The 19,415-nt window shown below is 56.2% G+C and carries 16 protein-coding genes and 1 rRNA gene; 9 read left to right on the top strand and 8 right to left on the bottom strand.

Annotated features, from left to right (window positions below; translation table 11 throughout):
• Positions 1–368: 368 nt before the first annotated feature.
• From rsmG to asnC, 4 genes are all read right to left on the bottom strand, one after another.
• Positions 369–992 (bottom strand): 16S rRNA (guanine(527)-N(7))-methyltransferase RsmG, encoded by a 624-nt coding sequence (gene rsmG, locus ABLX76_RS09145; RefSeq protein WP_348874446.1) that lies wholly within the window; start codon positions 990–992, stop codon positions 369–371.
• A gap of 115 nt (positions 993–1,107) precedes the next feature.
• Complete coding sequence (gene mnmG / locus ABLX76_RS09140) at positions 1,108–2,997, bottom strand: tRNA uridine-5-carboxymethylaminomethyl(34) synthesis enzyme MnmG (protein ID WP_086076396.1); 1,890 nt, start codon at positions 2,995–2,997, stop codon at positions 1,108–1,110.
• A 381-nt stretch (positions 2,998–3,378) separates the two neighbouring features.
• A complete protein-coding gene (gene mioC, locus ABLX76_RS09135) occupies positions 3,379–3,819 on the bottom strand; it encodes an FMN-binding protein MioC (protein WP_017899651.1) in 441 nt (146 codons plus the stop codon).
• Positions 3,820–3,918: 99 nt separating this feature from the next.
• Complete coding sequence (asnC, locus tag ABLX76_RS09130; RefSeq protein WP_002882510.1) at positions 3,919–4,377, bottom strand: transcriptional regulator AsnC; 459 nt, start codon at positions 4,375–4,377, stop codon at positions 3,919–3,921.
• A 151-nt stretch (positions 4,378–4,528) separates the two neighbouring features.
• Here asnC and asnA point away from each other — a divergent pair, with 151 nt between their 5' ends.
• A complete protein-coding gene (gene asnA, locus ABLX76_RS09125) occupies positions 4,529–5,521 on the top strand; it encodes an aspartate--ammonia ligase (protein ID WP_348874445.1) in 993 nt (330 codons plus the stop codon).
• A 3-nt stretch (positions 5,522–5,524) separates the two neighbouring features.
• Here the strand turns inward: asnA and viaA are convergent, their stop codons facing one another.
• Together viaA and ravA are read right to left on the bottom strand one after the other, a co-directional pair.
• Positions 5,525–6,973, bottom strand: a complete 1,449-nt coding sequence (viaA, locus tag ABLX76_RS09120) for an ATPase RavA stimulator ViaA (protein ID WP_023291479.1) — start codon at positions 6,971–6,973, stop codon at positions 5,525–5,527.
• Positions 6,970–8,469: an ATPase RavA gene (gene ravA / locus ABLX76_RS09115; protein WP_348874444.1), complete on the bottom strand. Its 1,500-nt coding sequence runs from the start codon at positions 8,467–8,469 to the stop codon at positions 6,970–6,972. The genes viaA and ravA overlap by 4 nt, the downstream gene beginning before the upstream one ends.
• 217 nt (positions 8,470–8,686) lie before the next feature.
• Between ravA and kup the strand changes: the two genes are divergently transcribed.
• From kup to rbsR, 7 genes are all read left to right on the top strand, one after another.
• Entirely contained in the window at positions 8,687–10,555 is a 1,869-nt protein-coding gene (kup, locus tag ABLX76_RS09110) for a low affinity potassium transporter Kup (RefSeq protein WP_004202319.1), read from the top strand.
• Between the two features lie 185 nt (positions 10,556–10,740).
• Positions 10,741–11,160 (top strand): D-ribose pyranase, encoded by a 420-nt coding sequence (gene rbsD, locus ABLX76_RS09105; protein ID WP_348874443.1) that lies wholly within the window; start codon positions 10,741–10,743, stop codon positions 11,158–11,160.
• Between the two features lie 10 nt (positions 11,161–11,170).
• Positions 11,171–12,676 (top strand): ribose ABC transporter ATP-binding protein RbsA, encoded by a 1,506-nt coding sequence (gene rbsA / locus ABLX76_RS09100; protein WP_023291483.1) that lies wholly within the window; start codon positions 11,171–11,173, stop codon positions 12,674–12,676.
• 5 nt (positions 12,677–12,681) lie between these two features.
• Positions 12,682–13,647: a ribose ABC transporter permease gene (gene rbsC, locus ABLX76_RS09095; protein ID WP_004202322.1), complete on the top strand. Its 966-nt coding sequence runs from the start codon at positions 12,682–12,684 to the stop codon at positions 13,645–13,647.
• Positions 13,648–13,674: 27 nt separating this feature from the next.
• Entirely contained in the window at positions 13,675–14,565 is an 891-nt protein-coding gene (rbsB, locus tag ABLX76_RS09090; RefSeq protein WP_348874442.1) for a ribose ABC transporter substrate-binding protein RbsB, read from the top strand.
• A gap of 103 nt (positions 14,566–14,668) precedes the next feature.
• Positions 14,669–15,598 (top strand): ribokinase, encoded by a 930-nt coding sequence (gene rbsK / locus ABLX76_RS09085; RefSeq protein ID WP_023291484.1) that lies wholly within the window; start codon positions 14,669–14,671, stop codon positions 15,596–15,598.
• Between the two features lie 3 nt (positions 15,599–15,601).
• A complete protein-coding gene (gene rbsR / locus ABLX76_RS09080; protein WP_086076398.1) occupies positions 15,602–16,594 on the top strand; it encodes a ribose operon transcriptional repressor RbsR in 993 nt (330 codons plus the stop codon).
• Here rbsR and mdtD read toward each other — a convergent pair.
• Together mdtD and ABLX76_RS09070 are read right to left on the bottom strand one after the other, a co-directional pair.
• On the bottom strand, positions 16,591–17,988 hold the full coding sequence (gene mdtD / locus ABLX76_RS09075; protein WP_023291486.1) for a multidrug transporter subunit MdtD: 1,398 nt from the start codon (positions 17,986–17,988) through the stop codon (positions 16,591–16,593). The two genes, rbsR and mdtD, sit on opposite strands and share 4 nt — an antisense overlap.
• Positions 17,989–18,000: 12 nt before the next feature.
• Complete coding sequence (locus tag ABLX76_RS09070; RefSeq protein ID WP_023291487.1) at positions 18,001–18,702, bottom strand: FadR/GntR family transcriptional regulator; 702 nt, start codon at positions 18,700–18,702, stop codon at positions 18,001–18,003.
• A 477-nt stretch (positions 18,703–19,179) separates the two neighbouring features.
• On the opposite strand from ABLX76_RS09070, the gene ABLX76_RS09065 reads away from it, so the two are divergent.
• Positions 19,180–19,415: ribosomal RNA gene (locus ABLX76_RS09065) — 16S ribosomal RNA — on the top strand; the annotation flags it as partial.

Genomic DNA, 19,415 nt, shown 5'->3' with positions numbered 1-19,415 from the left:
ATTAGATCACATAATAAACATTTCAAGCGCCCTTTAATGAATCAAGGACATAAAACACTATTTTTCATGTTTTTGATATTCAAGATAAAAAGTGAGGACATTATCTAAAACAACCCCACATACAATAAAAACCTTTTATTGACATTTATAATAAAAATTTAACATCGCGATGCTGATCATCATTGTCGATTTTTAGCACCCTGATATTTTCGAAGTTGACTATTTTGTCAGTGAATCACTTACGTTAAGTTAACCGCAAGAAAAACCATAGTAAAAACATGGTTAAATGCAGCCCGATAATATCAGGAGGTGACCTTTATTTTTGTAACATTCATGGGCCACATTTTTTCCACATTTTTTGATAAAAATTAACTCGCTTTTGGCGTAATCACCACCAGGTGCCGCTCCCCTTCCAGCTGAGGAACATGCAGCTCAATGACCTCGGCTATGGCATACCCTTCCGGCAGGTTTTCCATTTCGTCTTTTTGCGCTAACCCTTTGAGCGCATAGAAGTGACCGTTCGCGGCCGGCAAATGATAGCACCAGCTCACCATATCATTAAGCGACGCGAAGGCGCGGCTTATCACGCCATCAAACGGCGGCTCGGCCGGGAAAGCTTCCACGCGGCTCTGCACCGGGGTGATGTTATCCAGCTTCAGTTCATGCTGCACCTGACGCAGGAAGCGCACGCGTTTGCCAAGGCTGTCCAGCAGGGTGAAATGCGACTCCGGGCGCACGATAGCCAACGGGATCCCCGGCAGCCCCGGTCCCGTACCGACATCGATAAAGCGCGAGCCCTGCAGATAAGGCGCGACGATGATGCTGTCGAGGATATGACGCACCAGCATCTCATTTGGATCGCGAACGGAGGTCAGGTTATAGGCTTTGTTCCACTTATCGAGCAGCCCGACGTAAGCCACCAGCTGATTTTTCTGGTGATCGGTGAGCGAAATACCCGCTTCATCCAGCAGACGAGAAAGTTTGTTGAGCACGGTAAGTACCTTCAAAAAATAATGAGCCCGGAGGCGCTAACGCTTACCGGGCCAGGAATGATAAAGGCGAACGCTGATTATGCAAGTGGGAAATCAGCGCGGCAGGCTGCCGCAATCAGGCGCTGCGACGCAGCATCCCCTGCTTTTTCAACCAAACCAGCAAAATAGAGATCGCCGCCGGGGTGATCCCGGAAATACGTGACGCCTGCCCTATCGACGACGGTTTATGGTCGTTTAGTTTAGCGATCACTTCATTAGACAGTCCGGTGACCTGACGGTAGTCGAGCGTCGCCGGTAACAAGGTATTCTCGTTGCGCTGCTGTTTCTCGATCTCATCCTGCTGGCGCGCGATATAGCCTTCATACTTCACCTGGATCTCAACCTGCTCAGCCGCCTGCAGATCTTCCAGCCCCGGCGCGAACGGCGAGAGCTGAACCAGCTGCTCGTAGGTCATTTCCGGGCGACGCAGCAGATCTTCACCGCTGGCTTCGCGCGACAGCGGCGCGGTCAGGTGAGCGTTCACTTCGGTAGCGCTCTCAGCCTGCGGGTTCACCCAGGTCGATTTCAGGCGCTGGCGTTCGCGCTCAATGCTTTCCAGCTTCTCGTTGTAACGCGCCCAGCGTTCATCATCCACCAGACCCAGCTCACGCCCCTGCTCAGTCAGACGCAGGTCGGCGTTGTCTTCGCGCAGCATCAGACGATATTCAGCACGAGAGGTAAACATGCGGTACGGTTCTTTGGTACCCAGAGTACACAGGTCATCCACCAGCACGCCGAGGTAGGCCTGATCGCGACGCGGCGCCCAGCCCTCTTTTTCCGCCGAGAAGCGAGCAGCGTTAAGACCGGCCAGCAGACCCTGAGCCGCCGCTTCTTCATAACCGGTGGTGCCGTTGATCTGACCGGCGAAGAACAGACCCTGAATGAATTTGCTCTCGAGCGTCGGTTTCAGATCGCGCGGGTCGAAGAAGTCGTACTCAATAGCGTAGCCAGGACGGACGATCCGCGCATTTTCCATCCCCTGCATGGAGCGGACGATTTGCATTTGCACATCGAACGGCAGGCTGGTGGAGATGCCGTTCGGATAAATTTCGTTTGAGGTCAGGCCTTCCGGTTCGAGGAAGATCTGATGCTGGTTGCGATCGGCAAAGCGCATGACTTTGTCTTCGATCGACGGGCAGTAGCGTGGACCGATCCCTTCGATCACCCCGGCGTACATGGGGCTGCGATCGAGGTTATTGCGGATCACGTCATGGGTTTTCTCGTTAGTGTGGGTGATGTAGCACGGCACCTGACGCGGATGCTGATCGGCAGATCCCATAAACGAGAAGACCGGCATCGGGTTATCGCCATGCTGTTGAGCCAACACGCTGAAATCGATGGTGCGCGCGTCAATGCGCGGCGGGGTCCCGGTTTTCAGTCGGCTTACGCGCAGCGGCAGTTCACGCAGACGACGAGACAGCGGGATCGACGGCGGATCGCCGGCGCGTCCGCCGCTGTAGTTATCCAGACCAATATGGATTTTGCCGTCAAGGAAGGTTCCGACGGTCAGCACCACCGCTTTGGCACGGAATTTGAGGCCCATCTGGGTGACTGCGCCTACGACGCGATCGTTTTCGACAATCAGATCTTCCACTGCCTGTTGGAAGATCATCAAATTCGGCTGGTTCTCCAGCGCAGTGCGTACCGCCTGACGGTACAGCACGCGGTCAGCCTGGGCGCGAGTGGCGCGCACCGCGGGGCCTTTGCTGGCGTTTAGTATCCTAAACTGGATGCCTGCCTGATCGATCGCTTTGGCCATCAGGCCGCCGAGCGCGTCCACTTCTTTTACCAGGTGTCCTTTCCCAATGCCGCCAATCGCCGGGTTGCAGCTCATCTGCCCCAGCGTGTCGATATTGTGTGTCAAAAGCAGGGTCTGTTGACCCATACGCGCTGCGGCCATTGCGGCCTCAGTGCCTGCGTGACCCCCGCCAATGATAATGACGTCAAAAGGATCCTGATAAAACATGGTGGTCTGCCTCGCATAACGCGGTTTGAAAATGGATTGAAGCCCGGGCCGTGGATTCTACTCGGCTTTGGTCTTTTGAGAAAGACTCCGGGATCCTGAGTATTAAAAAGAAGATCTTTATATAGAGATCTGTTCTATTGTGATCTCTTATTAGGATCGACTCTCTTTGTGGATAAGTCGGATCCGCGAAGTAAGATCAAAAGCTTAAGAAGGATCACTATCTGTGAATGATCGGTGATCCTGGTCCGTATAAGCTGGGATCAGAATGAAGGGTTATGCACAGCTCAAAAAGCGTACTGCGGTTATTCTTTGGATAACTACCGGTTGATCCAAGCTTTTAAGCATAGTTATCCACAGAAGAACGGACGATCTTTACAAATCTCAGAGCAAATTTTTCCAGGATCCCAGCCAAATTTCCGCCGGATCCTCGGGAATTTCATGTTCCAGCACGTTGATCTTCAGGGTCTCGCCGATCTGTTTTGCCCCGCAGGCCTTCAGCGCCGCTTCTAATTTATCGATCGCGCCGCAAAAAGTGTCGTATTCGCGGCTGCCGATCCCGATGGCGCCAAAGCGCACGGCGGAAAGATCGGCCTGCTGCGCCAGCAGCGCGTCATAGAAGGGAACCAGGTTGTCGGGAATGTCGCCGGCGCCATGGGTGGAAGAGATAACTAACCAGATCCCCTGCGCCTGCAGATCGTCCACCAGCGGGCCGTGCTGGATTTCAGTGCTGTAGCCTGCTTCTTCCAGCTTTTCCGCCAGATGTTCCGCTACGTATTCCGCACTGCCCAGGGTGCTGCCGCTGATAAGTGTAATGTCTGCCATAGATCGCCGATCGCCCGCTCAACTGTTCAGAGTGGCGTATTGTACGCTGTGAGCGAGCTGGGATCTACCTGTGGAAAAATGTGGGATTAAAAAAAACGATCAGGGCTTAATGGTGCGCATGATCGGGTTCTGCAGCACGATCAGGGTCTCGGTGGACTGAATTTCATCAATTGTTTGGATCTTGTTGATAAGTACCTGCTGCAGGGCATCGATGGATTTACACATCACCTTAATAAAGATGCTGTAGTGGCCGGTGGTGTAATAAGCCTCGGTGACCTCCTCCAGGCTTTCCAGGCGGGCGAGGGCGGAGGGATAGTCTTTGGCGCTCTTGAGAATAATGCCGATGAAGCAGCCGACGTCATAGCCCAGCTGTTTGGGGCTGACGTCAATTCGCGCGCCGGTAATGATGCCCGCCTGTTTCATCTTTTCGACGCGTACATGAATAGTGCCGGGGCTGACGCTGAACTGTTTGGCCAGTTCGGCATAGGCGGTACGGGCGTTGGCCATTAGCGCATCGAGAATGCCGCGGTCCAGATTGTCGATCTGATAATTTTCCATATCTTTTTCTTATGAAGTTTGAGGGTTCTTACTATTTTAGCGCCATATTTTGATGAATTAAAAGTTGATGAGCCTTTTTATTGATTGATTATTGTATTTGTGGCCTTTTTTGTTGCTTAATCAATGGCAACAGGACGCAGGAGTCATAAAAATGAAAACCGCATATATCGCAAAACAACGCCAGATCAGTTTCGTTAAATCCCACTTTTCCCGTCAGCTGGAAGAGAAGCTTGGCCTGATTGAAGTCCAGGCGCCAATCTTAAGCCGCGTGGGCGATGGGACGCAGGATAACTTGTCCGGCTGTGAGAAAGCGGTTCAGGTGAAAGTGAAAACACTGCCCGACGCCCAGTTCGAAGTGGTGCATTCGCTGGCGAAGTGGAAGCGTCAAACCCTGGGACAACACGACTTCAGCGCGGGCGAAGGGCTGTACACGCACATGAAGGCCCTTCGCCCCGATGAAGACCGTCTGACGCCGATCCATTCCGTCTATGTCGACCAGTGGGACTGGGAGCGGGTGATGGGGGATGAAGAGCGCCACGTCGGCACGCTGAAGGCGACCGTCGAAGCGATTTACGCCGGGATCAAAGCCACCGAGCTGGCGGTCAGCCAGGAATTTGGCCTGATGCCGTTCCTGCCGGAACAGATCCACTTTATTCACAGCCAGGCGCTGCTGAGTCGCTATCCGGATCTTGATGCCAAGGGCCGCGAGCGAGCGATTGCTAAAGAGCTGGGCGCCGTCTTCTTAATCGGCATCGGCGGCAAACTCTCTGATGGCAAGCGCCATGATGTTCGTGCGCCGGACTATGATGACTGGAGCACTGAGGTTTCTGAAGGCTTTGCCGGACTGAACGGCGATATCCTGGTGTGGAACCCCGTGCTGGAAGATGCGTTCGAGATCTCCTCAATGGGGATCCGCGTTGACGCCGCGGCGCTGAAACGCCAGCTGGCGCTGACCGGCGATGAAGATCGCCTGAAACTGGAGTGGCACCAGGCGCTGCTGCGCGGCGAGATGCCGCAGACTATCGGCGGCGGCATTGGCCAGTCTCGGCTGACGATGCTGTTGCTGCAGCTCGACCATATCGGCCAGGTGCAGTGCGGCGTATGGCCGGCACAGGTTCGCGAAAGCGTTTCCGCGCTGCTGTAACGATTAGCGCCGCCAGCGTCGCAGCAGGCGGCTACGCAACCCGGTATCAAAGCGCCAGATATGATCGAAGATGCGCATGATGCCGGGTTTGCCGTGTACCGACATCGCCACCGCGTGAAAACGGTGCTGATGCTTTCGCTGTAACTCCCCCACCTGAGCAATCACCTCATCCGGCAACCGCTGGGCAATAAAGTCGGAGATCACCACGGCATCCGCATCCACCCACTGCGGGTTTTGCAGACGTTCAATAATGGCGCGAAAACAGCTGGCCAGATCGGTGCCGCCGCGAAAGCGCTGGCTCAGAAAGCGGATCGCCTGCTCCAGGCCGCCCTCGCAGGTTAGTTCGTAGTGCACCACTTCGCTGGAGAACAGCATAATAAAGCAGCGGCGGTTATCCGCCAGCGCGACGCGCATCAGGGCCAGACAAAAGGCTTTGGCGCACTGCTCGTTAAAACCGCCCATCGATCCTGACGTATCGACGCAGACAATAAAGGGCCCGCGCGGCTGTTCATCAAAATCCTGCCGCGTCACCGGGCGTTCGGTGATTTTTTCGCGCCAGGCGTCGCCGTGCAGCCGGTAAGTCAGGAGCTGTTTCTCCACCAGCTTGCGATAAAATTCAAACTCCAGCTCCGTGATGCCGAGCGTCGCCAGCTCCGGCGGCAGCAGGCGCAGAATGTCATCGCTCTGCTGGAGGCCGTCGACCTGTTCCGGCACCGTCGCAGGCTCGCGCACCAGGCTACGGAAGGTCTCCATCGGCGCGTCTTTCTTCGGCACGGATTTCGCTTCCCGTGAGCGCCCCAGCTGTTCCGCCAGCTGCAGCAGCTCCGGCTGCTGGTTAAGAAAATCGCCATAGCGCACGATCAGCTGATAGTCGCCACGTTTGAGTTCGCCGGCGCTCATATCCCACAGGCGTCCGGCGGCGGTGTCATTCTCCGCCAGCACCGGATCGAGCTGACCGCTGAGCGTCATTCGTTCCTGGACCTCACTGAGCAACTGATCGCGCTCCTCATCCAGCAGCTGCTGGTTAAGGCTGGTGGCTTGCACCACCAGGCTCAGGCGCCAGCGCTGTAAAAACAGCGTATGCAGCGCCGGGGTAAAGGTCGCATTGTCGTCCACCAGCTTCTGCGCCTGGGCGGCAAAAGGGGACTGGAGCTGGTGTAGCTTGCTGAGGATCTGCGGCAGCTGGACGATAAACTGCGAGGTAGAGAGCAGCTGAGCCTGCTGATAGGTTTGCACCTCGGCGTCCAGATCCGGCGGGACGTTAACCTCTTTTAAGCGGGCGCGAACGGCTTCCCGCCAGCGCGGAATATCCGCCGCGATGATGTTTTTCAGGCGGGGAAATTTCTCAAAGAAAACCGCCAGCTGCGGAGAGGCCAGCAGCGCCAGCAGCATCTCCTCGATCATTCCCTCTTCGCTGACTGCCAGCATGACATTCAGCATATCGAGCGTCATGGCTGCTTCGCCTGTTTAATCTGCGCGCCGACGTCCTGCAGGCTGGCTTCGATTCTTCCCAGCCACTCGACCGGGATAAACAGGCACTTCTGCTGCTCGCTGAAGCGGTTATGTTGCTGGTGCCACTCATCGTCCAGCGCCTCCAGCTGCTGGCGAATTTCCGCCGGCATGTTTTCCTGCGACGCGCTGCCGGGCAGCGAGAGGCGTGAGCCCTGCAGGCTGACGTCGCGAACAACCAGATGCTGGCTGGTGTCGACATCCATATTGAGCATTTGGGCAAAGCCGATCCCGTTGAGCTTGCCGCGGATCTCGCCGCCCTTTTCCAGCCAGCTGGCTAACGCCTCGCGCTCAAAAGTAATGTGGATCACTTCCATATCGTGGAGTTTGAGCGGCTGCTGCAGCAGCAGGGTCAGGGTGGTCCCCTGGATCTCCGCCGGCAGCTCATAGTGCGGCTTGCGGCTAAACATGCCGCCAAGGCGGGTGACCTTTAGCGCCGTTTTGTCACTTTGCTGCTGTTGGATCTGAATGCGTCGCTGCACAATCGCCCCGAGCCGCGTCAGCATCGCCTGCTGCTGCCAGGCGTGGCAGGTCATCAGCGTTTCCAACTGCTGCGACATCAGGTTCATGCTCTCGACGTTGTGCCACAGACAATCTTTCAGCAGGATAAGATCTATCGGCGCGATGCTGTCGCGGCCGCTGAAGAAGGCGCTGGCCTGCAGCAGGCGAATAGCCTTTTTCCAGCGGCGATCCGAAACGTATGGCGCGTTTGGCAGGGCATCCAGCTGCTGGCGCAGCTGGAATATCAGCTCAAACACCGCGTCCGGCAGTTTGATATTGCCGATCTGCTGCTGCCATTGCGTAAACTCTTCATCGCTAACCTGCAGCGCGCTGGGCACCGGATTGCTGTTTTCATCCTGCTGGCTGACCAGCATCGAACGGAAATTACCTTTATCCTGTACTTTATCGAGCCACAGACGGATCAGCATGCGGTCATACAGCGCTTCCAGGCTGCTGTCGGCTTCGGGCAGTTCGTTCGAGGCGGCCACCAGCAGGCGCATCGGGATTTTCTCTTCGTGAGCGCCGTTGCGGAAGTGACGTTCGTTAATCGCCGTCAGCAGGGTGTTGAGGATAGCCGGACCCGCTTTCCATATTTCATCGAGGAACACGATTTCTGCTTCCGGCAGGTAGCCAGCGGTTAAACGCTCGTAGCGGCCTTCATCTTTCAGCGCCTGAATGGACAGCGGGCCAAAAACCTCTTCCGGGGTGGAAAAGCGGGTCATCAGGTATTCAAAAGCGCGCGCCTGCTGGAAGGCGAACTTGAGGCGGCGGGCAATCAGGCTTTTGGCGATCCCCGGCGGACCGAGCAAAAATACGCTTTCGCCGCTGAGCGCCGCCAGCAGGCACAGGCGTATCGCGTGGCTGCGTTCAAAGAGTCCTTTTTCGAGTGCCGCGCTGAGTCGGGAAATTCTTTCAGCCAGTAAATGTGTTTGAGCCATAATTGAGTTGCGTGCTTTGTCATGTATCGTTATTGGGACGAGTATAGATGTTAGAGCAGGGGCGGTAATAGCCTGAAGAATCGATTTATTTTTTTTGAGCCAGGTTAATATGGTGTCTGTTAGGGGTACGATTTCACAAATAATCGTGCATACTGTGCGCTTTTTGTGGGCCAAGGGACTAGGCACACATTTGTTTTATAAACGAAAAGACTAGTCTATGAGCACTGATAATAAACAATCGTTGCCGGCGTTAACGCTGGCGGCCATCGGCGTGGTGTACGGTGATATCGGTACCAGTCCACTGTATACCCTGCGTGAATGCCTGTCAGGTCAGTTTGGCTTTGGCGTTGAGCGCGATGCCGTTTTTGGCTTTTTGTCGCTGATTTTCTGGCTGTTAATCTTTACCGTATCGATTAAATACATCACCTTCGTGATGCGGGCGGATAACGCCGGGGAAGGCGGGATCTTAACGCTGATGTCGCTGGCCGGACGCAATACCTCGGCGCGGATGACCTCTGTGCTGGTGATCCTCGGCCTGATCGGCGGCAGTTTCTTCTATGGCGAAGTGGTGATTACCCCGGCGATTTCGGTGATGTCGGCGATAGAGGGGTTAGAAATTATCGCTCCGCAGCTCGATAGCTGGATTGTGCCGATCTCCATTATCGTGCTTACCCTGCTGTTTATGATCCAGAAGCACGGGACCGGGATGGTCGGCAAGCTGTTTGCGCCGATTATGCTGATCTGGTTCTTGCTGCTGGCGGTGCTTGGCGCGCGAAGCATTTACGCTAACCCGGAAGTTCTGCAGGCGCTAAACCCCTACTGGGCGGTGCATTTCTTCCTGCAGTACAAAACGGTTTCCTTTATTGCGCTTGGCGCGGTGGTGCTGTCGATTACCGGGGTGGAAGCGCTGTACGCCGATATGGGGCACTTTGGCAAACTGCCGATCCGTGTCGCCTGGTTCTCCGTCGTGCTGCCTTCGCTGGTGCTTAACTATTTTGGCCAGGGGGCATTGCTGCTTAAGCATCCGGAAGCGATTAAAAACCCGTTCTTCCTGCTGGCGCCGGAGTGGGCGCTGATCCCGATGCTGATTATCGCCACACTGGCGACGGTTATCGCCTCGCAGGCGGTGATCTCCGGGGTCTTCTCCTTAACCCGTCAGGCGGTGCGTCTGGGCTATCTGTCGCCGATGCGCATCATCCACACCTCGGAAATGGAGTCCGGCCAGATCTATATCCCGTTCATTAACTGGCTGCTGTATGTCTCGGTAGTGATCGTCATCGTCAGCTTCGAGCACTCGTCTAACCTGGCGGCGGCGTACGGTATCGCGGTCACGGGGACCATGGTGCTGACCTCTATCCTGTCGGCAACGGTGGCGCGCAAAAACTGGCACTGGAATAAACTGTTCGTTGGGCTGATGCTGGTGGCCTTCCTGTGCATTGATGTTCCGCTGTTCTCAGCGAACCTCGATAAGATTGTCTCCGGCGGCTGGCTGCCGTTGTCCCTGGGTCTGGTGATGTTTACGGTGATGACCACCTGGAAGAGCGAGCGTTTCCGCCTGCTGCGTCGAATGCACGAGCACGGCAACTCGCTGGAAGCGATGATCTCTTCGCTGGAGAAATCGCCGCCGGTGCGCGTGCCGGGTACTGCGGTGTATATGTCCCGCGCCCTGAACGTGATCCCGTTTGCCCTGCTGCATAACCTGAAGCACAACAAGGTGCTGCATGAGCGAGTGATCCTCCTGACCCTGCGCACCGAAGACGCGCCTTACGTGCATAACGTTCGCCGGGTGCAGATTGAGCAGCTGTCGCCCTCGTTCTGGCGGGTGGTGGCCAGCTACGGCTGGCGGGAAACGCCAAATGTCGAAGAGGTGTTCCATCGCTGTGGCCTGGAAGGACTCAGCTGCCGGATGATGGAGACCTCGTTCTTTATGTCCCATGAGTCGCTGATTATCGGCAAACGACCGTGGTATCTGCGCCTGCGCGGCAAGCTTTATCTGCTGCTGCAGCGTAACGCCCTGCGCGCGCCGGATCAGTTTGAAATCCCGCCAAACCGGGTTATCGAGCTCGGTACTCAGGTCGAAATCTGATGTCAAAAAAGCCCTTCCGTTGCGAAGGGCTTTTTGTTTCTCACTCCGGCTGTCATCTCCTGTCGCTGTCTCGCGAAACGTTTCGATAGCGATCACATTTCTCTCTTCTGGTGATGGTTTTCTGCTCACGCATTGATAATAATTATTTTAGCGAAACGTTTCGCTAGTGGAGCAAAAGAGAAAAAATGAAAAAAGGCACCGTACTTAACGCTGATATTTCCGCGGTTATCTCCTGCCTGGGCCACACCGATACGCTGGTGGTCTGCGATGCCGGATTACCGGTTCCCCGCAGCAGCGCGCGCATCGATATGGCGTTGACCCAGGGCGTACCTTCATTTATGCAGGTTCTGGAAGTGGTGACGACGGAAATGCAGGTTGAAGCGGCTGTCATCGCGGAGGAAATTAAGACGCATAATCCGCAGCTCCACGCGACGTTGCTCAACCATCTTGAGCAGCTGCAGCAGCACCAGGGAAACACCATTGAAATTCGTTACACCAGTCATGAGCAGTTCAAAAAACAAACCGCAGACAGTCAGGCGGTAATTCGCAGCGGGGAGTGTTCCCCGTTTGCGAATATCATTCTCTGTGCCGGCGTCACCTTCTGAGATCGCCGTCATGGAAGCCTTATTGCAACTGAAAGGGATCGATAAAGCGTTCCCTGGCGTCAAGGCGCTCTCCGGCGCCTCGCTGAATGTCTATCCTGGCCGGGTGATGGCGCTGGTGGGTGAGAACGGCGCCGGTAAATCCACCATGATGAAAGTGCTGACCGGGATCTATACCCGTGATGCTGGCGCTTTATTGTGGTTGGGCAAAGAGACCACCTTTAGCGGCCCAAAATCTTCCCAGGAAGCCGGGATCGGCATTATCCATCAGGAGCTGAACCTGATCCCGCAGTTGACGATCGCCGAGAACATCTTCCTCGGCCGCGAATTCGTTAACCGCTTTGGCAAAATCGACTGGAAGCGGATGTATGCCGAAGCCGACAAGCTGCTGGCGAAGCTGAATCTCCGTTTTACCAGCCAGAAGCTGGTGGGCGATCTGTCGATTGGCGACCAGCAAATGGTGGAGATCGCCAAAGTGCTGAGCTTCGAGTCGAAGGTCATTATTATGGATGAACCGACCGACGCGCTGACCGATACCGAAACCGAATCGCTGTTCCGTGTGATCCGCGAACTGAAATCGCAGGGGCGCGGCATCGTCTACATCTCCCACCGCATGAAAGAGATCTTCGAGATTTGCGACGACGTGACCGTGTTCCGCGACGGGCAGTTTATCGCCGAACGCGAGGTCTCCTCGCTGGATGAAGACCGTCTGATTGAAATGATGGTTGGCCGGAAGCTGGAAGATCAGTATCCGCATCTGGCTAAGGCGCCGGGCGCGGTGCGCCTGAAAGTCGATAATCTCTGCGGCCCGGGCGTGGAAAACGTGACCTTTACCCTGCGCCAGGGGGAAATCCTCGGCGTCGCCGGGCTGATGGGCGCCGGGCGGACCGAGCTGATGAAAGTGTTGTATGGCGCGCTGCCGCGCAGCAGCGGCTCCGTGACGCTCGACGGTCACGAAGTGGTGACCCGTTCGCCGCAGGATGGTCTGGCGAACGGCATTGTCTATATCTCCGAAGACCGTAAGCGTGACGGCTTAGTGCTCGGGATGTCGGTAAAAGAAAACATGTCCCTGACCGCCCTGCGCTACTTCAGCCGGACGGGAGGGAGTCTCAAGCATAAAGATGAACAGCAGGCGGTCAGTGATTTCATCCGGCTGTTTAACGTGAAAACGCCGTCCATGGAGCAGGCGATCGGCCTGCTCTCCGGCGGCAACCAACAAAAGGTCGCCATCGCCCGCGGGCTGATGACCCGGCCGAAGGTCCTGATCCTCGATGAGCCGACCCGTGGCGTCGACGTTGGGGCGAAGAAAGAGATCTACCAGCTCATCAATCAGTTCAAAGCCGATGGCCTGAGCATCATTCTGGTCTCCTCCGAGATGCCGGAAGTGTTGGGCATGAGCGATCGCATCATAGTGATGCATGAAGGGCATCTCGGCGGTGAATTCACACGCGAGCAGGCCACCCAGGAAGTATTGATGGCTGCCGCTGTGGGCAAGCTTAACCGTGTGAATCAGGAGTAAGAAAGATGACAACCCAGGCTGTTTCTGGTCGCCGTTATTTCACGAAAGCGTGGCTGATGGAGCAAAAATCGCTGATTGCCCTGCTGGTGCTGATCGCGGTGGTATCGACCATGAGCCCCAACTTTTTTACCGTCAATAACCTGTTCAATATTCTGCAGCAGACCTCCGTTAACGCCATTATGGCGGTAGGGATGACGCTGGTCATACTGACCTCGGGGATCGACCTGTCCGTCGGTTCCCTGCTGGCGCTCACCGGCGCGGTGGCGGCGTCGATCGTTGGCATTGAAGTGAATGCGCTGGTGGCGGTCGCTGCTGCCCTCGCATTAGGTGCGGCGATCGGCGCAGTCACCGGGGTGATTGTGGCGAAAGGCCGCGTGCAGGCTTTCATCGCCACCCTGGTGATGATGCTGCTGCTGCGCGGCGTGACCATGGTGTACACCAACGGCAGCCCGATCAATACCGGCTTTAGCGATAATGCCGATCTGTTCGGCTGGTTTGGTATCGGGCGTCCGCTGGGGATCCCGACGCCGGTATGGATCATGGCGATTGTCTTCCTGGCGGCCTGGTACATGCTGCACCATACTCGCCTGGGTCGTTATATCTACGCCCTTGGCGGTAATGAGGCGGCGACGCGCCTGTCCGGGATTAGCGTCAATAAAGTCAAAATTATCGTCTACGCGTTGTGCGGGATGCTGGCGTCGCTGGCCGGGATTATCGAAGTGGCGCGCCTCTCCTCCGCGCAGCCGACAGCCGGGACAGGCTATGAGCTGGACGCCATTGCGGCAGTTGTGCTCGGCGGCACCAGCCTGGCGGGCGGCAAAGGACGCATTGTCGGCACGCTGATTGGCGCGCTGATCCTTGGCTTCCTGAATAATGGTTTGAACCTTTTAGGCGTTTCTTCCTATTACCAGATGATCGTTAAAGCGGTGGTGATTTTGCTGGCGGTACTGGTAGATAACAAAAAGCAGTAACTGAGAACTCTACAGGACATCTTAACTATGAATATGAAAAAACTGGCGACCCTGGTCTCTGCTGTTGCGCTAAGTGCGACCGTTAGCGCGAACGCGATGGCCAAAGACACCATCGCTCTGGTTATCTCTACCCTCAACAATCCCTTCTTCGTGTCGCTGAAAGACGGCGCGCAAAAAGAAGCTGACAAACTGGGCTACAACCTGGTGGTGCTCGATTCCCAGAACAACCCGGCGAAAGAGCTGGCTAACGTTCAGGATTTAACGGTGCGCGGCGCGAAGCTGTTGCTGATCAACCCAACCGACTCTGATGCCGTCGGCAATGCCGTGAAGATGGCGAACCAGGCGAAAATCCCGGTCATCACCCTCGACCGTCAGGCGACAAAAGGCGATGTCGTGAGCCACATCGCCTCTGACAACGTGCAGGGCGGAAAAATGGCGGGCGATTACATTGCGAAAAAGCTGGGTGAAAGTGCGAAAGTCATTGAGCTGCAGGGCATTGCCGGGACTTCCGCGGCGCGCGAGCGCGGCGAAGGCTTCAAACAGGCCGTGGCGGCGCACAAGTTCAACGTTCTGGCCAGCCAGCCGGCCGATTTCGACCGTACCAAAGGGCTGAACGTGATGCAGAACCTGCTGACCGCCCATCCTGACGTCCAGGCGGTGTTCGCGCAGAATGATGAAATGGCGCTCGGCACTCTGCGCGCGCTGCAGACCGCAGGCAAGTCCGATGTGATGGTGGTTGGATTTGACGGCACTCCGGATGGCGAAAAAGCAGTAAACAGTGGCAAACTGGCGGCGACCGTCGCACAGTTGCCGGAGCAGATCGGCGCGAAAGGCGTTGAGACTGCTGATAAGGTACTGAAGGGCGAAAAAGTGGAAGCTAACTACCCGGTTGAGCTGAAGCTGGTCGTTAAGCAGTAATATGCGATTCGGACTGGCAACGGTCCGAGGGACAATATAAAAAAAGAAAAGCAGGGCATGCGCCACCGGATCCCGGTGGCGCGCTTTCCCGGGAACAGAAACGATGAAAACTGCAGGCAAACTTGTCGTCCTTGGCAGCATCAATGCCGATCACATTCTCAACCTTGACGCTTTCCCGACGCCGGGTGAAACCGTCACCGGCAACCACTACCAGCTGGCGTTCGGTGGTAAAGGGGCCAACCAGGCGGTGGCCGCCGGGCGCAGCGGGGCGGATATCGCGTTTATTGCCTGCACCGGCGATGACGACATCGGTGAACGCATCCGCCGCCAGCTGGCGAGCGATAAAATCGATGTGGCGCCTGTGCGCGCGGTCGCCGGGGAAGCAACCGGCGTGGCGTTAATCTTCGTTAACGCCGAAGGTGAGAATGTTATCGGTATTCATGCCGGCGCCAATGCGGCCTTATCCGTCGCTCAGGTAGAGGCGGAAAAAGAGCGGATCGCCAGCGCGCAGGCGTTGTTGATGCAGCTCGAGTCGCCGCTGGAGAGCGTGCTGGCGGCGGCGAAAATCGCCCATCACCATCAGACCACCGTGGTGCTTAATCCCGCGCCAGCGCGTGAACTGTCCGATGAACTGCTGGCGCTGGTGGATATCATTACCCCCAACGAAACCGAAGCGGAAAAGCTGACGGGGATTCGCGTTGAGAGTGACGAGGATGCGGCAAAAGCCGCCGACGTGTTGCATGCCAAAGGCATTGGTACGGTAATGATCACCCTCGGCAGCCGCGGCGTCTGGCTCAGTGCCGAAGGCGAAAGCCGCCGGATCCCAGGGTTTCGCGTGCAGGCTATTGATACTATCGCGGCCGGCGACACTTTCAACGGCGCGCTGGTGACCGCGCTGCTGGAAGGGACCGCCCTGCCGGAGGCGATCCGCTTTGCGCATGCCGCGGCGGCGATTGCCGTGACTCGCAAAGGCGCGCAGCCTTCCGTGCCGTGGCGCACAGAGATTGATGAATTTTTAGCGCAACAGGGGTAATGCTTGGCTACGATGAAAGATGTGGCCCGCGTCGCGGGCGTTTCCACATCGACGGTGTCACACGTCATCAATAAGGACCGCTTTGTCAGCGAGGCGATTACCGCCAAAGTCGACGCCGCGATCAAAAGCCTCAACTACGCCCCCTCGGCGCTGGCGCGTAGCCTCAAGCTTAATCAAACCCGCACCATCGGCATGCTGATCACCGCCAGTACCAATCCGTTTTATTCCGAGCTGGTGCGGGGCGTGGAACGCAGCTGCTTTGAGCGGGGTTATAGTCTCGTACTCTGTAATACGGAAGGTGATGAGCAGCGAATGAATCGTAATCTGGAGACGTTAATGCAAAAACGCGTCGATGGATTACTGCTGCTGTGCACTGAGACCCACCAACCCTCCCCGGAAATTATGCAGCGCTATCCGTCGGTTCCGACGGTCATGATGGATTGGGCGCCGTTTGATGGCGATAGCGATCTGATTCAGGATAACTCGCTGCTCGGTGGCGATATGGCGACCCAGTACCTGATCGATCAAGGGTATTCACACATTGCCTGCATTGCCGGCCCGCTGGATAAAACCCCGGCGCGTCTGCGCCTTGAAGGTTACCATGCCGCGATGGCGCGCTGCGGTCTGCCCGTAGCCGAGGGATACGTGGTGACCAGTGATTTTGAGTTTGGCGGCGGATTTAGCGCGATGCAGCAGCTGCTGGCGTTGCCGCAGCGGCCGCAGGCGGTGTTTGTCGGTAACGACGCCATGGCGGTTGGCGCTTATCAGGCGTTATACCAGGCCGGGTTGCAGATCCCGCAGGATATGGCGCTGGTGGGTTACGATGATATTGAACTGGCTCGCTATATGACGCCGCCGTTAACCACCATTCACCAGCCGAAAGATGAGCTGGGGGAACTGGCCATCGACGTGCTGATCCATCGCATGGCCGACCCGCAGCAAAAACAGCAGCGCGTACAGTTAACCCCGGAGCTGGTGGTCCGCGGCTCCGCTTAGCGTTTGTGCCGCTCGCTAATCAGGTTGCGGCCATCCTTCGCTCTCAACAGCATAAACATCAGCGCCGACACGATGGTTATCACGCCCATGGTAATAAAGGTGTAGTGAAACTGCTCTACGGTGCTGGCGCTGTCAAAACCTTCATAGAAGCGCAGCACCGCAGCGCTGATGGCCACTCCGAGACTGATGGAAAGCTGCTGGGTGACTGCCAGCAGGCTATTGCCGCTGCTGGCATTGTCATCCGTCAAATCGGCCAGGGTAATGGTATTCATGGCGGTAAACTGCGTGGACATCGCCATCCCCAGCACGAACAGCGGCAGAAGCAGCATCCACAGCGGCATTTCTGGCGACTGCAGCGAGAACTGGGCAATCATAAGGCCAATAAACACGGTGATCCCCACCAGGGTCTTACGATAGCCAAACCAGCGCAGCACCTGGGTAACGGTAGATTTCGCAATAATCGAGCCGATAGCGGTGGGGGCGATCATACAGCCGGCGATAATGGCCGGATAGCCAAAGCCAACCTGCAGCATGAGCGGCATCAGAAAAGGTACGCAGCCGGTACCCAACCGCGTGGCAAGGTTGCCGGCAATGCCGACCGAGAACGTATGGGTCTTAAATAAAGAGAGCGAGATCAGCGGCGCAGGATGGCGGCGCGCGTGACGGACATAGGCCAGGAGCAGTATCAGACTGACGGCGATCACCGCCAGCGCCAGCCATGTCGCCACGATTTTTTCGCCAAACAGTTCAATACCGCTGGAAAATAACACCAGGCTTAAGCCAAATAACAGAAAACCGGTTATATCGAAGCGTCGGCGCGGCGTTGTGAAATTTGGCATATATTTACGGGCATACAGAATGCCGATCACGCCGATGGGAATGTTTATCAGGAAAATCCAATGCCAGCTGGCCCAGGTCACAAATACCCCGCCGAGAACCGGGCCCAGAATCGGTCCTACCAGTCCCGGCATGGTGACAAAGTTTAGTACCGGCAGCAGTTCGCTGCGCGGATAGGCGCGCAGGAGGGCTAGCCTCGCCACCGGCATCATCATCGCCCCGCCGACCCCCTGAATAACGCGAAAAATGACCAGCTCCGTTAATGAACTCGAGAGCGCGCAGGCGAGGGAGCCGAGAGTAAACAGGCTAACGGCGATGATAAAGACCCGGCGCGTGCCGAAGCGATCGGCCAGCCAGCCGCTGACCGGGATCAACATCGCCACCGTCAGCGTATAGCTGATGATGGCCGACTGCATCGCTAAGGGAGAACGATTAAGACTGTGGGCGATAGCCGGGAGGGCGGTGTTAAGAATGGTGGCATCCAGCGCCTGCATAAAGAAGGCCATCGCCGCGATCCACGGCAGGCCAGCCATGCTGCGCCCTTTTTTTCCGCTCATGCCAAATCCTTGTTATTGATTTACGTGGTGTGGGGCGTTCAGCAGCGCCTGGCAGGCGAGCAAGGCACCTGGCGCATCGCTATTGAGAATGGCATCGACGATCGCCTGGTGGAGATCGAGCTTCACGACTTCATTTTGCGTAATCGACGTGAAGTAGGTGTGGTAGACGGAATGAAATAAAGAGGCGAATGAGCTGAGGAAAGGATTGCCGCTCATTTCATAGATATGTTCATGCCAGGCCATATCGACGTCTATCCAGCGATCGCGCTGAAAATGACGTTTCAGGGCAATCATCTCTTCCATAAGGGTATTGAGCTGCGCTTTCTGTTCCGCGGTGCCGTGGGCGGCGGCGAGGAAACAGGCCTGTGGCTCCAGGCTGCTGCGCATGACGAGAAAGTGGCTCACCACCTCTTCGAAGTTATCTTCCGTGAGCCACCAGGAGAGTAGTTCCTTATCCAGGAAGTTCCAGCTGCTGCGCGGCATTACCCGGGTGCCAATGCGAGGGCGGGGCAGCAGCATGCCTTTTGCAGTCAGCGTCTTCACCGCTTCGCGGACGGCGGTACGACTCACGCCGAACTGCTCCCCTAACTCCATTTCGCCGGGAAGAATGCTTTCCGGCTGATATTCGCCAGTCAGTATCTTTTGGGCGAGCTTCTCGGCCAGTACCCAGGAGATGTTCTTTTGTGCCGCCAGTTGCTGTGCGCTTAAAGACATAAATGCCGTTCCTTTCTTTTTTCTACACTAACAGTATGCCACCAGGCGCCCCGTTTCGTCGGTTAAAACAGCAAAACGGCGGTTTTTTGCGACATTCCTCGCCGCATTGTTGAAAAAAGAGACGGTTGAAAAGTTTTTTTGCATTTCCCCTTGTCACCTCAGAATTACTCCCTATAATGCGCCTCCACTGACACGGAACAACGGCAAGCAAGCCGCCGGGTCAGCGGGGTTCCGGTGAGAACCTCGCAGAGAAAAGCGAAAATAAATGCTTGACTCTGCAGCGGGAAAGCGTAATATGCACACCCCGCGCCGCAGCGAAAAACGAAGCGGCACTGCTCTTTAACAATTTATCAGACAATCTGTGTGGGCACTCAAAGTGACATGGATTCTTAACGTCCTCGGACGAAAAATGAATACCAAGTCTCAAGAGTGAACACGTAATTCATTACGAAGTTTAATTCTTTGAGCATCAAACTTAAATTGAAGAGTTTGATCATGGCTCAGATTGAACGCTGGCGGCAGGCCTAACACATGCAAGTCGAGCGGTAGCACAGAGAGCTTGCTCTCGGGTGACGAGCGGCGGACGGGTGAGTAATGTCTGGGAAACTGCCTGATGGAGGGGGATAACTACTGGAAACGGTAGCTAATACCGCATAACGTCGCAAGACCAAAGTGGGGGACCTTCGGGCCTCATGCCATCAGATGTGCCCAGA

The sequence above is a fragment of the Klebsiella sp. JB_Kp004 genome (assembly GCF_040065795.1).
Classification (GTDB): domain Bacteria; phylum Pseudomonadota; class Gammaproteobacteria; order Enterobacterales; family Enterobacteriaceae; genus Klebsiella; species Klebsiella quasipneumoniae.
This window is presented reverse-complemented; position numbering and strand designations above follow the sequence as displayed.

Coding starts and splice junctions, on each gene's coding strand:
- mnmG (WP_086076396.1), bottom strand. CDS start 2,997: ATGTTTTATCAGGATCCTTTTGACGTCATTATCATTGGCGGGGGTCAC.
- mioC (WP_017899651.1), bottom strand. CDS start 3,819: ATGGCAGACATTACACTTATCAGCGGCAGCACCCTGGGCAGTGCGGAA.
- asnC (WP_002882510.1), bottom strand. CDS start 4,377: ATGGAAAATTATCAGATCGACAATCTGGACCGCGGCATTCTCGATGCG.
- asnA (WP_348874445.1), top strand. CDS start 4,529: ATGAAAACCGCATATATCGCAAAACAACGCCAGATCAGTTTCGTTAAA.
- viaA (WP_023291479.1), bottom strand. CDS start 6,973: ATGACGCTCGATATGCTGAATGTCATGCTGGCAGTCAGCGAAGAGGGA.
- ravA (WP_348874444.1), bottom strand. CDS start 8,469: ATGGCTCAAACACATTTACTGGCTGAAAGAATTTCCCGACTCAGCGCG.
- kup (WP_004202319.1), top strand. CDS start 8,687: ATGAGCACTGATAATAAACAATCGTTGCCGGCGTTAACGCTGGCGGCC.
- rbsD (WP_348874443.1), top strand. CDS start 10,741: ATGAAAAAAGGCACCGTACTTAACGCTGATATTTCCGCGGTTATCTCC.
- rbsA (WP_023291483.1), top strand. CDS start 11,171: ATGGAAGCCTTATTGCAACTGAAAGGGATCGATAAAGCGTTCCCTGGC.
- rbsC (WP_004202322.1), top strand. CDS start 12,682: ATGACAACCCAGGCTGTTTCTGGTCGCCGTTATTTCACGAAAGCGTGG.
- rbsB (WP_348874442.1), top strand. CDS start 13,675: ATGAATATGAAAAAACTGGCGACCCTGGTCTCTGCTGTTGCGCTAAGT.
- rbsK (WP_023291484.1), top strand. CDS start 14,669: ATGAAAACTGCAGGCAAACTTGTCGTCCTTGGCAGCATCAATGCCGAT.
- mdtD (WP_023291486.1), bottom strand. CDS start 17,988: ATGAGCGGAAAAAAAGGGCGCAGCATGGCTGGCCTGCCGTGGATCGCG.
- ABLX76_RS09070 (WP_023291487.1), bottom strand. CDS start 18,702: ATGTCTTTAAGCGCACAGCAACTGGCGGCACAAAAGAACATCTCCTGG.